Raw genomic sequence first — 14,762 nt, forward strand, 5'->3', positions numbered from 1 at the left:
TAACAGCCACCCAACCTGCAACTGACCGCCCCCAACCCAATTGTGGGAGCGAGCCTGCTCGCGAAAGCGGTCTACCAGTGGCAACAACATTGATTGACCCACCGCGTTCGCGAGCAGCCTCGCTCCCACATTTGATTGGTGACCGCCAAATTACTGCAACAACCCAATCACCTGCCGATACCGCTCAACCCCCTGCGCCGTCTGCCGACTCAAACTAATCTCCAACCCCAACGGATCCTCCCGCCGATTGCCACTCAACTGCCGCCAGCCTTTATCGATCTCCCAAACCCGCACCTGCACATCACTCACCTCACTCAACACCGCAACCCCATTCCCAGGCGCCGGCAACGGATAGCGACTGCGCGCCTCAGCCACCGCCCGATACAACGTATCCCCCTTGACCCACCACCGTACCCGCTGCAACGCCCCCGGCTGATCCGCCGCGCTGCGAATAATATCCAGCCGAAACCCCCTGCTATCACTACTGCGCACCGTCACCGCCGGCGGCGCGGTCGGCGCCTCATCCTCAGCCCCGACCTTGCGCGGCTCGCTCAACTCCACCCCCGCGCGCATGTCCACATCGCGCTGCAACTGATTCAACACCCGCAACAACCCATCGCTCTGCTCACTGCTCGCCTGCAAATGACTGTCCGCCCGCGTCACACTGTCCAGCCCGCGCCAGGCAATCAGACTCACCACCGCCATCAGCAGAATCGCGACCATCACCTCAATCAGAGTGAACCCTTGCTGAGTCTTCATTGAATACTGATCCGCCCACTGCTATCGCGCAGCACACTCAGCCGATTGGCCCCATCCGACAAAATCAGCCGCAACGGCGGATTGATCCACTCAGCATTCAGCACCACCGTCTGGCGGGGCTCCACCCGCACCTCGACCTTCGGGCTCTGCCACGCACGCGGGCGCAACTGCGCATCCTCCTTGAACGACTCAAACCCCAGGCCATCATCCACACGCCTACCAAAGCGAAACCCCTTGGCATCCGCCACCCACACAATCGGTCGCCCATCAGCGCGAGCCTCCGCCTGCGCCACCTGCAACAACTGCGCAACCCGCTCGGCATCCTTGCGCAACAACTGCAACGGATCAGGCCTGATACTCAAACTGATCGCCGCACTGGCAATCCCGATGATCACCAGCACTACCATCAACTCGATCAACGTAAAACCCTGCTGCCTGCTCATCACCCGCGCGCTCCTTGGCGTCCCACCCCATCGTGCCCGGCGAACATGTAAGGCATGTGAAATAAAACGGAGAGAATTGCCGCGTAGGCTGGCAGCAGGGACAACAAGGAGCGACAACCCATGAAATTCACCGCACGGATTACCCCGGCGCAAACCGTCCAGGCCCTGGCACTGCTCGCCGCCGTGGTCGGCGTCGCGACGTGGTCGTCGCTGCTGCTGACATCGGCGGAATCCCACACCCCCGCAGCCGCCCCGCAAGTGCTCGCGGCGAGGAGCGATAGCCCGGCGTTGCAGTGGTTTTCCAATGAGACCGCGCCGGTGGATATCAAGGTAAGCGGGGTGATCGCGGGCGGGAGCGGGACGGTGGCGATATTGAGTTTGAATGATGGCGCGCCGAGGAGTTTTTTGGTGGGGGAGAAGGTTGGGGTTGGGGTGAAGTTGGTGGGGGTTGGGGGGGATGGGGTGGTGATTGAGCGGGGTGGAGAGAGGGTGAGGTTGGGGGTGGAGAGGTTGGGGGAGGGGATGGAGATGCCGAGGTTGGTTAGGCCGTGAGTTGTGATTTGAGGTGGTTATTTGCCGTTACTTGGATTTCTGGAATACCAGTTAAATTACTTCGTTCAGCAAGAAGATAACGTAAAAAAGGAGGTTTTGATGCCTGCTATTTGCTCGGTAACAGAGACGTCGGTAAGAGCCTCAGAGACCTAAAGCGACCGTTTACAAACGATTACTTTAGGCCTGAGCGAATACCTACTCAAGTTTCATTCATTTGAAATACTTCAAATACCTCGATTTATGAAAAAGTTAACGGCGGTCAATCATGCTTTTCAGTTATGCAATTTACTGGGATGCAGATATAAGATTCACAAAATAGCATTACCTCGTGGCCCAAGCGGTGAGCCTCGTCAAGGCCGTTTTCTTTGTAATTCGAATTTTTAAGTTCTGTTCTTAAAGTATCGATCTCCGGCTTACTCATGCAGAGTTCTAGTAGGTCGCTAAGCTGGCTAGACCAACAATAGCTATATGGGCCCAATGGAATAATCTTGGCGATATGATCTGGTGTTGCAGCATAAGCTGCTGCAGTAGTGATGTTGGAGGATAAAAATATTGACTGGCTGCGATAGCGCACTCCAAACGTTTCATAAAACCAATCATCTGCTGCGTTATGCAAATCCAAATTCATATCTCTTGGACGCCTGTTTTTTCGAGTCGCGTGCACTGTTGGATGAGCTATCTCATAATGTCTAGATAGCCCTCTATAAAACCCAAGTGTTTCGAATGAAGACACCTATGTATTCCTTGTGTTATTTTGGATTTCTTCCGGAAGGACCATCGGGGCGGTTGGAGCCATTTAATATGTCAATCGCCTCAAAGAGTAGCGATCTCAATTTTTGACTGTTTATATTAGGCGTGTCTAATTGGTATGATTTCTTTACTGGTGCCAAAGCGCCTAGTCGCATTTCAACGTCAACTCCGGGTAAAAGAGATATGATTAATACTCTTGACCTTTTAGGCTTTAGGATTGATGCTTTCATTGAGGCGCGTGATAAGACCTCCAATTCATCAATCGAAACGTCGCAGGATGGTCGTTCCTCAACAGAAAAGGGCTTAATGATGTCTCTGATTAGTTTGTTGCATACTCCAGACATCGAATTTTTTAAATCAAATTCCAATGATAGACAGGCAAAAGCCATATACCAAAACACAATGTCTGGGTATTTAAATATATGAGATTTTAATGACGATGCATGATTCATAGAGCCAGGAAGTATTTTGTTGCAAAAATAGGCAATGCCTGCGGATTTAATTTCTGGCGATGCTGTTGATTTTTCAATTTTTCCGACAATGCTGTTGAAGACCGACATTCGCGAATTGTAAGTCTCCTTCAACTTCACGGAATCATCTCGAATATCAAATAAATGCGTCAACTCGTAAGAAAGTTCTGAGTCTGGGATTTTGTTGTTTAGGAAGAGGTTTAAAAAAGATGATTTGTCATCTGCTAAATAGGTTTTCTCAGAAAAAGATAAGATGGTTTCGGGAGAGACAATGCTTTGTTCTTGGCTAGTAAGTTTTCGTGCGAGTTCCCATCTTTTGAACGTTATATGAGGGCTCAATTTTGGGTAGAGATTGGAGGCTCGAGCAATAGCCGCGCCTAAGGTTTGAGCGCAAGCCGCATATCCAATGTTTCCCGTAAGAAGATCTTTCTGCGTTAGAAAGGCGCTGGTCGTCGCTTCGCCTAGGATCAAAGCAACATCGAGTCGCAATGTTCGGTCGTCAGGTTTAAGTCGTGGCTTTATTTTTTTTTGCTCAAGAATAAGATGTTCGGCAATTGTCTCTGGATATATGTGGACGTAAGCAGAAAGGGGGGAGATGCTCTGATGAAAAGTTGAAATATCAGCAAATAGTGTGTCTATCTCGTTTGCATTGGGAACCACAAATATAGGCAGATTGATTAAGTCGTCTTGTTTTTGCCAAAAGCATTTATAAATTGAGTTCTGTTTGTTGATTGTCGAGGAAAATAAATCTCCAGAAGGAATTTGTTTTCGTTCTGAAGATAACATCTCATTCAAGGATTGATTTTTAAGAATCAGCATTCTGATCTCCAAAAAGGCTACTAAAATTTGGTTCTGAAGTTGGCGGAGATAAAACTCTTAGGGCGCTCTCTACATAGCCCGGAATATTGCCGGTGTAATATAGGTTTACCGATGTCTTTCCGCGTAATATCCCGGTATACAATAATCGTTTTTGTACGGGGCCCATCTTAGAGATTGCCTCGCATCCACCAATGTGTACCGAAGTAAATTCCCAGCCTTTACTTGCGTGTAGAGTAAAACTGTAGATGTTGGCTCGTTGAGTTAAACTCAGTGATGATGCTGCTAAAGTATTCTGAAATTCCGCAACCTGAAGATTTTTAGGGAATAATACTCCGAGTCGTTCTCCAGGGTAAAGTTCTAGTTCATCCTCTAAGTTATCAAGAATGGCTGATATCTGTTCTTGCAAACTTGGATATGGATTCGAGGCGACTGATGAGGGTTTCGATTTTTCATTGTACTTAGAAGAATCGCTTATGCGCGGGTATGTAACCTTGTCCATCAGAAGGGCGTCGGCAACCCGGCAAATTTTATATCCGCTTCTGTAGTGGTACTTTAATTCTATTTGGTGGCTGTCTGTCAGTTGTTCAATTAAACCTTGTGTTTGTGAAACTCGATAGATCGATTGTCTGGAATCGCATGCCAATACAAGTCGTTCAGCAAGTGACTTAAAGATGCGAAGCTCGGTGTCTGAATAGTCTTGTGCCTCGTCTATAAGTAATGCTTCATAGATTGGGCCGATGTTTTTCTCTGCAAGTAACGAGCTTATTTTTCCCGCTAGCATGGCTCTATCTTCTTCAAAACTCCCATTTACCTCAAATGGGATGTCGTACTCTTGCAAGAAAGTTTTAAATAGCTGCATGGCTGTGCATGAGTTTTCAACTGGTAAGTTATACTGCTCGCTGCCGATTTTTATGAAGTCTCTAAGTGAGGATGTGAATGAAATTATTTTTATGTTGCTTATCTTCTTAAAGATCAGCCACTTCGATCTTAGCAGAAGAATATTGGTTTTACCTGATCCAGCCGGCCCCGTAAGCATGAAACTCAGGTTCTCAGGAATACCTCTCACGGCATCAACTTGAAATTCGTCGAGATCATCTTCACCTATCCAGAAAGCGCTCGCCATAAATTACTCCTTAATTGGACGAAATGATTTTCTCTGCAGCAGCGTAAAATGAGCGCACACAAATATTGCAGGCGAGCTCTGTGCTCATGGATTCTGTCCAAAGCCCCTCAACCAAGTTGGTTGTGTCTGTAGTGGCTGTGACGGCTATCAATAGCGAGTGTTGAGTGTCTTTTTCACATTTTAAGTTGATTGAGAATTTCATGCTTTCATTGAATGCTCGTGCTTGATCTATTTCAAAAACGAATTCAAGCTGATATTCAGAATTTGAAATAGGGTGCTGCATGCTTCGAAAGCGAGGGAATATAGTCTCAGTCATCAAAAAGCTTCGAATTTCAGAGAAGATTTCTTCTTGAAGATTCCAGAGTAAGTTTATATTGTTTTCTTGGGAAGTTTCAGTATGCTGTGAAAGCTTCTGAGCCTCATCTGCGTGAATTTGCTTTAGTCTAATTGATGTCCTGATATCATGTATATCGGACATGCTTGGGGGGCCCTTAAAGCTCTCCCACCTCACAAGCAACAAACGCTCGCGCCATGATTTAACTAGGCATGCCTTAGCTAAGTTTGCAATCCAAGCCTCCACTCCCGTAGATTCAATTAGCGGGGTTTTATATTTGACGCAGTCGTATAGTCGTGCGCGTGGGCTATCCATCCCTGAAAATATATTTTTCCCTTCTATCATTTCATATAATGTCGCCCCTATTTGATAGAAGGTTATTGCTCTCCAAGCGTTCGCATCTGAACTAACCTCTTCACGCCAAACAAACTCAGGGGGGCTGTACCTAAGAGATGCAACAAAGTCATCGCCTGAAAGTCGGCGGTCGTCATCTGCTACGTCGGGAGACTGATGAATTATGCCTAAGTCAAGTAAACATAAATTTGTAAAGTCTTCACTTACGACTATGTTGGCAGGCTTGATGTCGCGATGGAATAGATTTCGTTGCTCTAGAAATTCTGCAGCGTCTGCAAGCTGGGAGATTAATGGAAAAATAGAGTGTGTAGGGATTTCTCCTACTAATCTATCTAAGCTTTTTCCCGCTATATACTCCATGAATAAATATATGGTGCTATGTTCTTCTAAATATCCGCCGTCAAAAATCTCAACAAGATTTCTTTGATGCTTTTCGCCGATTAAGGCGAGCTGTAACTCAAGTCTCTCTAGCTGCTCCTCCAATCCATTTTTTGAAATTATTTCTGGAAAAAAAAGTTTTAGAGCTCTGCGTTCATTTTTTTGTTCGACGAGATAAACGATTCCGTCGGCGCCCGATCCAATAGCGTTTTTTACGTCCCAACCGCGAAAGACTGTTCCTTCCAAAGTTCGTACGTCCATGATCTCGGCTCGTCCCCATCCCATAATTAAGGCTTGCTAACCAACAACGCTATCTTCCAAATCACCTGTTTCCAGGTTAAGGACACATAAATGGTAGCAGCTGATCAATAGTAGTCCGATGCGAGCAGGATGGTAACACCCGTTCTTCGTGCTGTGTTTACAGGAGCATCATCGCGAGAGCTGAGCGTGCATCGGTCTAAGACGAGTTAGCCGAGCGCCCGCTTGTACCCGATACCAGTAAAAAAGGGTTCATCCTCTGTCAGCAGATACGTTTCCTTGGAGTCGCTAGGGATCGTTAAAAACCTCAAAATTCAGGCTGGCGTCGCGATGTCCTGGAAAGTGAATTGTCTATTTTCCTACCCCGTCAGTCACGAACGACAACACCGGTCAATTTCTTTCCGTCTGCTGAGCTATGGTAATCAGCCGATCAGATCTTCAACTCAACATGGTCCAGCGCTTCAATCATCGCCAATTCCCCAGCATCACTACCTACGCAATCCCCAGCGAAGTCTCGCGGTCAGCGTTTCGAGGGTGGCGACGAAGTTGCTGAGCATTTCGCTGGCGGAGCTTAAGGATAAGGGGACAGGTTTATTCTGTGGGATGTGACAGAAGAAACCTCGATAAACACCAACGTTTAAAAAGAGATCTCCAGTCACGCTCCCAGGCTACATATCCTTGCGCCTTTGCCTACAGCTACGCCAGAATCCGCCGGCTTGTGCGCCTAGGGGGCGGGTTCTATTGTGGTGCGGTCGCTGACGAATCAGCGATCGGGTTTCGCAGCCCGGATCAATCAAGGCGCACAGCGCTGCAGTTCGTTGTCATTTTTGGCAGTGATGCTTTATGGCGGCTGTGCGCGGGATACCTTCGGGTATGCCGGGTTCCTTGATTCCCGGTCTGCGAACCTGCGTACAGCTGCCACCTCTCTTCGTTTCGCAGCGAAACGTGGCGGCTCCAATAATCAAGGAGTTGCACCATGATCAAACCCACACCCAACCCGCCCGAAACCGATCCCACGTCTCCCTACGAATCCCTCGATTCCCAAAAGCTCCACGAAGCCGCTGACCGCGCGCTCGATCATTACCTGTCGCCCAACAATCTCCTGCCGCCGCGTAAGGCGCGTGGGATGTATGCGGTGACGGCGGATACCAAGAATGAAGAACTGCTGGCTGATGCGAGTGAAACGCTGGCTTCGGCGAAGACGATTGCTCAGGACATTTCCAGTTTGTTGCCGGCGCCGCAGCGGCGGGCGTTGTTGGGGGTTGCTCAACTGATCATGCTGGGGGAGCTGGCGGTGAATCGGGTGATGGATAATTTGGAGGTGGCGGGGTGATGTCGTTGGCCTTGATCCGGCGCTGGGCCTTGGGATTTTAGGTGCGACAGAAAAGCCCCTCACCCCAGCCCTCTCCCGGAGGGAGAGGGAGCCGACCGAGGTGTCTTGCGTTGTGCATCGACTTGGACGAGCGTGTTGATTATGGATTTTTGATGCTTATGCACCGCGGCAGAAGAGCCCCTCACCCCAGCCCTCTCCCGGAGGGGAGAGGGAGCCGACCGAGGTGTTTTGCGTTATACATCGACCTGGAAGACCTTAGCGGCTATGGCTTTGCTGGGCTTCAGCGATGCTGGATTCAGAGCGATACGTTCAGGTCGGCGTATCTCTCGAATATCCCCGTATCGGTTCCCTCTCCCTCGGGAGAGGGCTAGGGTGAGGGGCTTCCTGGCCGTGACAACAGGGTCTCCAGTCTGGCCAACGGCGGCGCATCCTGGTTGCGATCAAATACTTGGATTCCAATCCTGAGCAGCCGTCCATTTTCTGCGCTGGCGATCACCTGTTCACAGCGCAACAACAATCTTCCTTGATCACATTCAACAGCCTTCATCCCATTCGGCAACCGACCTTCAAGGCGTAGCTCAGCCATCCGACTCTGCGCGGCGATCAGCGCGATCGATCGATCCCGCAACACCCCATTACTCTGCGTCATCAACCCTGCCACACGCACGGCGGCGGACATGGCGACGGCGATGATCGCCAGTGCCACCAGCACTTCAATCAGGGTGAATCCTTCCTCTCGCGAACGCGCGCGCATACATGGCCCAAAACCAAAACCCAGCCCTCGACGCTAACCCCCGTCCTTGACGGCTTGACGACGGAAACACCCGAGCATTTTCAACATCCCTGACATATCTTCTTGCAACACTGCGCGTCGAATTCGGATCAAGCCAGGGAATGTCGAGATGGATATCGCACCTTTGAACACGCTCAGTCAGTCGCCGCGCGTGCCGCGTGGGCAGCAGGGTTTTACCTTGATCGAGATCATGGTGGTGGTGGTGATTCTGGGGATTCTGGCGGCGATGGTGGTGCCCAAGGTGCTCGACCGGCCGGATCAGGCGCGGGCGACGGCGGCGAAGCAGGATATTGGCGGGTTGATGCAGGCGTTGAAGTTGTATCGCCTCGATCACGGCACGTACCCGAGCATGAATCAGGGGCTGAAGGCGTTGGTCGAGCGGCCGGCGGATGCGAAGAACAGCAACTGGCGTTCGTACCTGGAGCGTTTGCCGAATGACCCGTGGGGCCGGCCATATCAGTACCTCAACCCGGGCGCGAATGGCGAGGTCGATATCTTTTCCCTCGGCGCCGATGGTCAGCCTGACGGCGATGGCGTGAATGCCGATATCGGTTCCTGGCAGTTGTAAGGCCGGCCGTGAACACAGGTTCGCTCAACGGGGCGAAGCAACGGGGCATGGCGATTATCAGCGCGTTGTTGATCGCGGCGGTGGTGGCGGTAATTGCGGCGGGGATGTTGACGCGTCAGAGCGTGGCGACCCGGGCGCTGGAGGCCGATCAGCAGCGGGTGCAGGGGCGTTGGCTGGCGCAAGGTGGTCTGGAGATCAGCCGACAGTTGCTCTGGGATGCGCGCCTGCGTGATCCGTTGACCCGGCGCGATCAGCCTTGGGCGCAGCCGTTGTTGGCGGCGGGTTTTGCCGGGCGGCTGGAGGACGAGCAGGGCAAGTTCAACCTGCGCAATCTGGTCGCCAATGAGCGAATCGATGAGGCGCAGGTGCAGGCGTTCGAGCGGTTGTGCGAGTTGATCGGTGTGAGCGCCGTTGTCGGCCAGCGCATCCGCCAACGGGTGATTGCCGGGTATCCGCATTTGCTCAATGCGCAGATTGGCGCGACGGGCAAAGCCGGTTTCGACAGTGGCCGCGCGACGTCGCCGGATGCCGATCACAAACCGCAACCGCCGAAGGTGCCGATGCTGCGCACGCTGGATGATTTGCGCAGCGTCGAAGGCGTGACGGATGCGCTGATCGGCCAACTGGCGCCGTACGTGACGGTGATTCCGGCGACGACGTGGATCAACGGCAACACCGCCACGGCGCAGGTGCTGGCGGCGTGTGTGCCGGGGCTTTCGCTGGAGCGGGCGACGGCGTTGATTGCCGAGCGTGACGCCGGGCGCTGGTTTATCAATCGCGGCGATTTCGTGAACCGCTTGCGCATGCCGCAGCTGGAAATGAGCAGCGTCAAAGTTGGCATCACCAGTGACTGGTTTCGTTTGCGCGGTGAGGCGCGGCGGGATCAGCGCCGGGTCAGCCTTGATGCTTTGTTGCACCGCAGCGAGGATCGGCTGCCGCAGGTGATCTGGTCGCGGGTGGGCGCATGAGCCAGTTGCGCGTCGCGTTGCCGCCGCTGGCGGAGCTGGAGTTGCGCAGCGAAGTGAGTTGCGCCTGGCTGGATCGTCAGGGGCAGGTCAGTCGTGAGGAACGGCTGACTTTGAGTCAGTTGGGGCAACGGCCGAAGCAACCACCGCTGCTGTGTTTTCTGCATCCGGCCGACAGCCTGCTCGCCAGCATTGATCTGCCGCCGCTGCCCGCGAACAAAACGGCGGCCGCTGTGCAGTGTGCGGCGCAGGCCCTGATGCTTGGTGACAGCAGCCAAATGCATATCGGCCACAGCCCTCGTGATGCGAGTGGGCAGGTGCAGATTGCCTGGGTCTCGCGGCAGCACTTGCAGCGTCTGGCTGCGGTGCTCAAGCAGGCGGGGTTGACGCTGCGCGGTTTGTATCCGGCGCCGTACAGCCTGCCGGTGCTGCCGGGGGTTGTCGCTTGTGTGGCGGACGGTCATTTGCTCCGGCGCGAGAGTTTGAACAGTGCGCAGGTTGAGCCGTTGCTCGGTGACGAAGTTGATGAGGCATCGTTTGAAGCCGGATCAGCACAACGCTGGATCGGCCCCTTGCCCGATTGGGGTTTGCACGGTGGCCTGCAGCAAACCGGCGGCGAGCAACGTGGCTGGGGTCGCGCTGTCGGGTGTGTGGCTTTGGCGGTGGCGGTATGGGTGGTCGGCCTGAATCTGTACGCAGCTCGCGAGGCGCGACAGGGCCAGCAGCTCAAGGCGCAGATGAGTCAGCGGGTGAAGCAGGCGTTCCCCGAATTGCCGGTGATACTCAACCCGCTGCAACAGGCGCGTCAGCAACTGGAGCAGCGGCAAAAAGGCGCGGTCGATGACCCGGCGCAAAATTTCAATCGACTGGTGTTGCAGGCCGGCACCGGCATGCCGTTCATGGCCGGCAGTGTCGAGCGCCTGAGTTACCGCGACGGCGCTTTGCAACTGGCGTTGCTGAGCGATGCAAACCGTGGCGGCCACGACATGGACTGGCAAAGCATCTTGGCCCAGGCCGGCATCAGCGTCACTGCCGATGACGCAGGCTGGACCTTGCGCCCGAGCGATGAATCCAGCGCCAACACCAACGAAGATGACGACAGCGGAGCAGACGATGAGTAGGGCGACGCTGGCGATTTACCGTGCGCGCTGGCAGCGCTTCAGCAGCCAGTTGCAGGCGCGTTGGCAGCCGTTGGCGCTGCGTGAAAAACGCATGGTCGGCGGCATGGCGCTGGTGCTTGTCGGTCTGCTGATCTGGCTGACGCTGGTCAAGCCGCCGCTGGCCAGGATCACTTTCTGGCAGAGCGAGACGCCCAAGTTGCGCGCGCAAACCGAGGCGCTGGAAGTGCTGTTGCGCAGCGTCAACCTGCGGCCGCAGGGGCAAAGCGTTGGCCAGTCGCTGGAGCAAAGTCTGCAAGCGGCGGGGCTGGCCGGGCGTTACCAATTACAAGCGGCGGAGGGCGGTGCGTGGCAGTTGAATGTCGACGCCGCGCCGGCCGATGCGCTGCTCGACTGGCTGCTCAGCCAGCCATCACAACTTTCTCTGCAGGTGGTCGAGGCGCAGTTGCAACGCGCAAACGAAACCTCGACCGATGTCACCGCCGGCACTTTGTCAGGCACCGTTCGCATGGATCAGGCGCAGGGCGCTAAGGAAGCTTCATGAAGGAGTCACGCTGCAAACCGGCACGTCTGGCGCTGCCGTTGTTGCTGATGGCATTGAGCGCGTGCAACAGCACCACGGCCCCGCAGAATCAGCCGCCGCTGTTGGTCGACAGCGAACTCGGGCGGCCGCTGGCCAACACCCAGCGCAGCGGCGATGCGTTAGCCGATCGCGAACGGGCGCAGGCTCAGGCACGGCCGGTGCCGAAGCAGTTGCATAACATCAGTCAGCGTGGGCGCAGTGGTGGTGTTGCGCCGAGCAACACGGTTGCGCGCAATCCGTTGGGCGAGCAACCGGTGACGCTGAATTTTGTCGAGGCGGATATTCAGGCGGTGGTACGGGCGCTGTCGCGGGCCACCGGGCAGCAGTTTCTCGTCGATCCACGGGTCAAGGGCAATCTGACCTTGGTCTCGGAAGGTCAGGTGCCGGCCCGCCAGGCTTACGACATGCTGCTCGCGGCGTTGCGCATGCAAGGCTTCAGCGTGGTCGATGTCGGCGGTGTGGCGCAGGTGGTTCCCGAGGCCGACGCGAAACTGCTCGGCGGGCCGATCTACAGCGCTGACAAACCGGCCGGCAACGGCATGCTCACGCGCACGTTTCGCCTGCAATACGAGAACGCGGTGAACCTGATCCCGGTGCTGCGCCCGATCGTTTCGCCGAACAATCCGATCAACGCTTATCCCGGCAACAACACCGTGGTCATCACCGATTACGCCGAGAACCTTACCCGCGTCGCGCAGTTGATCGACAGCATCGACACGCCGAGCGCGATCGACACCGATGTGGTGCAGATCCAGAACGGCATCGCCGCCGACATCGCGCCGATGGTGGCGGATTTGCTCGACGCGCCGGGCAATGATCCGACGCAGAAAATCGCCGTGATCGGCGACCCACGTTCCAACACCATCATCATCCGCGCCGGCAGCCCCGAGCGTACCGAGCTGGCGCGCAACCTGATCTACAAACTCGACAACGCGCAGAGCAATCCGAGCAATCTGCACGTGGTTTATCTGCGCAACGCCCAAGCGGCGAAACTGGCGCAGGCGCTGCGCGGTTTGCTCACCGGCGAAAGTGATAGCGGCAGCAGCGACGCGGCGCGGTCGGTGCTCAGCGCGATGGGCAGCAGCACCGGCGGCAATGCCGGGCAGAACGGCCAGAGCAGCACGCCGAGCACTGGCACTTCAACGACGACTGGCAGCGGCGCAACCGGCGGTAGCTATGCGCAGGGCAGTGGCGGCGGCAGCAGCAGTGGCGGTACGCAGAGCAGCGAACAGAACGTTGCTTTCAGCGCTGGCGGTGTGACGATTCAGGCTGACGCCACCACCAACACACTGCTGATTTCCGCGCCGGAACCGCTGTATCGCAACCTGCGTGAGGTTATCGATCTGCTCGACCAGCGCCGTGCGCAAGTGGTGATCGAGAGCCTGATCGTCGAGGTTGGCGAGGACGATGCCAGCGAATTCGGTGTGCAATGGCAGACCGGCAATCTTGGCGGCAAGGGCGTGATCGGTGGCGCCAATCTGGGTGGCGCGGGTCTCAATACGGGAGCGAAGAACAGCATCGACGTACTGCCGCAGGGTTTGAACCTCGGCTACGTCAACGGCACCGTCGACATTCCCGGCATCGGCAAGATTCTCGACCTGAAAGTGCTGGCCCGAGCGTTGAAGAGCAAGGGCGGCACCAACGTGCTGTCGACACCGAACCTGCTGACCCTGGACAACGAAGCGGCGAGCATTTTTGTCGGCCAGACCATCCCGTTTGTCAGCGGCAGCTACGTCACCGGCGGCGGGGGCACCAGCAACAACCCGTTCCAGACCGTGACCCGCGAAGAGGTCGGCCTCAAGCTCAACGTGCGCCCGCAGATTTCCGAGGGCGGCACGGTGAAGCTGGATATCTATCAGGAAGTCAGCAGCATCGATGAGCGCGCGTCCAACAGCGTGACCGCGGCGGGCATCGTCACCAACAAACGGGCGATCGACACCAGCATTCTGCTCGACGATGGGCAGATCATGGTCCTCGGTGGGTTGCTGCAGGACGGTTACAGCCAGAGCAATGATGCGGTGCCGTGGCTGGGCAGCCTGCCGGGCATCGGCGCGCTGTTTCGCAACGAACGCAGGGCGATCACCAAGACCAACCTGATGGTGTTCCTGCGCCCGTACATCATCCGCGACAGCGAAGCGGGGCGCAGCATCACCCTCAACCGCTACGACTTCATGCGCCGCGCCCAGGGCGGCTTGCAACCGGAACGCAGCTGGGCGATGCCCGACATGCAGGCACCGCAATTGCCAAGCACCGCGCAAGGCGTGCCAGCGCCGGGGCCGACATCAGGCCCACGGGCCACGATCAAAGCCGTACCGATTGAAGGGAGCACGCGGTTTTGACTGAGATGATGACGGTGGCGAGGGGATTTATCCCCGCTCGGCTGCGCAGCAGTCGTAAACCGGGCACACGCGATTTGCCTGTAGAAACTGGTTCTCAAGGTTTGGGTCTGCTGCGCAGCCCAACGGGGATAAATCCCCTCGCCACAGGGGATCGCATTGCTACAGAGGATCTCATTGCCCCGGAGGATCCTATTGCAACTGAGGATCGCCTTGCCCCAGAGGATCCCATTGCCACGGCACCGATTGAAGGGAGCACCCAGTTTTGACTGGAATGATGACTGTGGTGAGGGGATTTATCCCCGCTCGGCTGCGCAGCAGTCGTAAAACCGGTGCTCGCGATTTGTCTGTAGAAACCGGTTCTCAAGGTTTGGGTCTGCTTCGCAGCCCAACGGGGATAAATCCCCTCGCCACAGAGGTTCCCATTGCCACAGGGGATCTCTTGCCACAAGGGCTCCCATTGCCCCAGAGGATCCCATTGCCACGGTACCGATCGAAGGGAGCACCCGGTTTTGACTGAGATGATGACTGTGGCGAGGGGATTTATCCCCGCTCGGCTGCGCAGCAGTCGTAAAACCGGTACACGCGATTTGCCTGGAGAAACTGGTTCTCAAGGTTTGGGTCTGCTGCGCAGCCCAACGGGGATAAATCCCCTCGCCACAGGGGATCGCATTGCCACAGGGGATCTCATTGCCACGGTACCGATTGAAGGGAGCACCCGGTTTTGACTGAGATGATGATTGTGGCGAGGGGATTCATCCCCGCTCGGCTGCGCAGCAGTCGTAAAACCGGTACACGCGATTTGCCTGGAGAAACTGGTTCTCAA

Annotated in this window: 14 protein-coding genes; 7 read left to right on the forward strand and 7 right to left on the reverse strand. The window is 55.3% G+C overall.

Translation table 11 applies throughout. The annotated features are described in order from the left end of the window. Positions 1–150: 150 nt before the first annotated feature. Entirely contained in the window at positions 151–759 is a 609-nt protein-coding gene (locus tag AB4N48_RS09445) for a prepilin-type N-terminal cleavage/methylation domain-containing protein (protein WP_460095233.1), read from the reverse strand. Further along, the gene (locus AB4N48_RS09450; protein ID WP_460095234.1) at positions 756–1,202 is read right to left on the reverse strand and encodes a GspH/FimT family pseudopilin; all 447 of its coding nucleotides are present in this window, start codon (positions 1,200–1,202) and stop codon (positions 756–758) included. Before AB4N48_RS09450 ends, AB4N48_RS09445 begins: the two co-directional genes overlap by 4 nt. 120 nt (positions 1,203–1,322) lie before the next feature. Between AB4N48_RS09450 and AB4N48_RS09455 the strand changes: the two genes are divergently transcribed. Beyond that, positions 1,323–1,754 carry a type II secretion system protein N gene (locus AB4N48_RS09455; RefSeq protein WP_460143633.1) on the forward strand — a complete coding sequence of 144 codons (432 nt, stop codon included), beginning with the start codon at positions 1,323–1,325 and terminating at the stop codon, positions 1,752–1,754. Between the two features lie 259 nt (positions 1,755–2,013). On the opposite strand, the gene AB4N48_RS09460 is transcribed toward AB4N48_RS09455, so the two are convergent. The 4 genes from AB4N48_RS09460 to AB4N48_RS09475 are packed head-to-tail and all read right to left on the reverse strand — an operon-like array spanning position 2,014 to position 6,243. Beyond that, positions 2,014–2,487 carry a hypothetical protein gene (locus AB4N48_RS09460; protein WP_460095236.1) on the reverse strand — a complete coding sequence of 158 codons (474 nt, stop codon included), beginning with the start codon at positions 2,485–2,487 and terminating at the stop codon, positions 2,014–2,016. 16 nt (positions 2,488–2,503) lie between these two features. After that, the gene (locus tag AB4N48_RS09465; RefSeq protein ID WP_460095238.1) at positions 2,504–3,793 is read right to left on the reverse strand and encodes a hypothetical protein; all 1,290 of its coding nucleotides are present in this window, start codon (positions 3,791–3,793) and stop codon (positions 2,504–2,506) included. Further along, a complete protein-coding gene (locus AB4N48_RS09470; RefSeq protein ID WP_460095239.1) occupies positions 3,780–4,916 on the reverse strand; it encodes a UvrD-helicase domain-containing protein in 1,137 nt (378 codons plus the stop codon). Before AB4N48_RS09470 ends, AB4N48_RS09465 begins: the two co-directional genes overlap by 14 nt. A gap of 10 nt (positions 4,917–4,926) precedes the next feature. After that, positions 4,927–6,243 carry a serine/threonine protein kinase gene (locus tag AB4N48_RS09475; protein WP_460095240.1) on the reverse strand — a complete coding sequence of 439 codons (1,317 nt, stop codon included), beginning with the start codon at positions 6,241–6,243 and terminating at the stop codon, positions 4,927–4,929. Positions 6,244–7,216: 973 nt separating this feature from the next. Here AB4N48_RS09475 and AB4N48_RS09480 point away from each other — a divergent pair. Then, positions 7,217–7,573, forward strand: coding sequence for a DUF6124 family protein (locus AB4N48_RS09480; protein ID WP_460095241.1), 357 nt, complete (start codon positions 7,217–7,219; stop codon positions 7,571–7,573). A gap of 367 nt (positions 7,574–7,940) precedes the next feature. Here the strand turns inward: AB4N48_RS09480 and gspI are convergent, their stop codons facing one another. After that, positions 7,941–8,327: a type II secretion system minor pseudopilin GspI gene (gspI, locus tag AB4N48_RS09485; protein WP_339101470.1), complete on the reverse strand. Its 387-nt coding sequence runs from the start codon at positions 8,325–8,327 to the stop codon at positions 7,941–7,943. Between the two features lie 148 nt (positions 8,328–8,475). Here gspI and gspG point away from each other — a divergent pair, with 148 nt between their 5' ends. From gspG to gspD, 5 genes are read left to right on the forward strand one after another with little or no spacing between them, the layout of a single operon-like run. Further along, entirely contained in the window at positions 8,476–8,934 is a 459-nt protein-coding gene (gene gspG / locus AB4N48_RS09490) for a type II secretion system major pseudopilin GspG (RefSeq protein WP_460095242.1), read from the forward strand. Positions 8,935–8,981: 47 nt separating this feature from the next. Continuing rightward, the gene (gene gspK / locus AB4N48_RS09495; protein ID WP_460095243.1) at positions 8,982–9,902 is read left to right on the forward strand and encodes a type II secretion system minor pseudopilin GspK; all 921 of its coding nucleotides are present in this window, start codon (positions 8,982–8,984) and stop codon (positions 9,900–9,902) included. Beyond that, entirely contained in the window at positions 9,899–11,020 is a 1,122-nt protein-coding gene (gene gspL / locus AB4N48_RS09500; RefSeq protein ID WP_460095245.1) for a type II secretion system protein GspL, read from the forward strand. Before gspK ends, gspL begins: the two co-directional genes overlap by 4 nt. Next, on the forward strand, positions 11,013–11,561 hold the full coding sequence (gspM, locus tag AB4N48_RS09505) for a type II secretion system protein GspM (RefSeq protein ID WP_460095246.1): 549 nt from the start codon (positions 11,013–11,015) through the stop codon (positions 11,559–11,561). The genes gspL and gspM overlap by 8 nt, the downstream gene beginning before the upstream one ends. After that, positions 11,558–13,939, forward strand: coding sequence for a type II secretion system secretin GspD (gene gspD / locus AB4N48_RS09510; protein ID WP_460095248.1), 2,382 nt, complete (start codon positions 11,558–11,560; stop codon positions 13,937–13,939). Before gspM ends, gspD begins: the two co-directional genes overlap by 4 nt. Positions 13,940–14,762 lie beyond the last annotated feature (823 nt).

The sequence above is a fragment of the Pseudomonas sp. S2_C11 genome, from assembly GCF_054668395.1.

Excerpts from the sequence above, each read along its gene's own strand:
- gspK (WP_460095243.1), top strand. The coding sequence starts at position 8,982 with ATGGCGATTATCAGCGCGTTGTTGATCGCGGCGGTGGTGGCGGTAATT.
- AB4N48_RS09445 (WP_460095233.1), bottom strand. The coding sequence starts at position 759 with ATGAAGACTCAGCAAGGGTTCACTCTGATTGAGGTGATGGTCGCGATT.
- gspL (WP_460095245.1), top strand. The coding sequence starts at position 9,899 with ATGAGCCAGTTGCGCGTCGCGTTGCCGCCGCTGGCGGAGCTGGAGTTG.
- AB4N48_RS09480 (WP_460095241.1), top strand. The coding sequence starts at position 7,217 with ATGATCAAACCCACACCCAACCCGCCCGAAACCGATCCCACGTCTCCC.
- AB4N48_RS09475 (WP_460095240.1), bottom strand. The coding sequence starts at position 6,243 with ATGGACGTACGAACTTTGGAAGGAACAGTCTTTCGCGGTTGGGACGTA.
- AB4N48_RS09465 (WP_460095238.1), bottom strand. The coding sequence starts at position 3,793 with ATGCTGATTCTTAAAAATCAATCCTTGAATGAGATGTTATCTTCAGAA.
- AB4N48_RS09470 (WP_460095239.1), bottom strand. The coding sequence starts at position 4,916 with ATGGCGAGCGCTTTCTGGATAGGTGAAGATGATCTCGACGAATTTCAA.
- gspM (WP_460095246.1), top strand. The coding sequence starts at position 11,013 with ATGAGTAGGGCGACGCTGGCGATTTACCGTGCGCGCTGGCAGCGCTTC.
- gspG (WP_460095242.1), top strand. The coding sequence starts at position 8,476 with ATGGATATCGCACCTTTGAACACGCTCAGTCAGTCGCCGCGCGTGCCG.
- AB4N48_RS09450 (WP_460095234.1), bottom strand. The coding sequence starts at position 1,202 with ATGAGCAGGCAGCAGGGTTTTACGTTGATCGAGTTGATGGTAGTGCTG.
- gspD (WP_460095248.1), top strand. The coding sequence starts at position 11,558 with ATGAAGGAGTCACGCTGCAAACCGGCACGTCTGGCGCTGCCGTTGTTG.
- AB4N48_RS09455 (WP_460143633.1), top strand. The coding sequence starts at position 1,323 with ATGAAATTCACCGCACGGATTACCCCGGCGCAAACCGTCCAGGCCCTG.
- gspI (WP_339101470.1), bottom strand. The coding sequence starts at position 8,327 with ATGCGCGCGCGTTCGCGAGAGGAAGGATTCACCCTGATTGAAGTGCTG.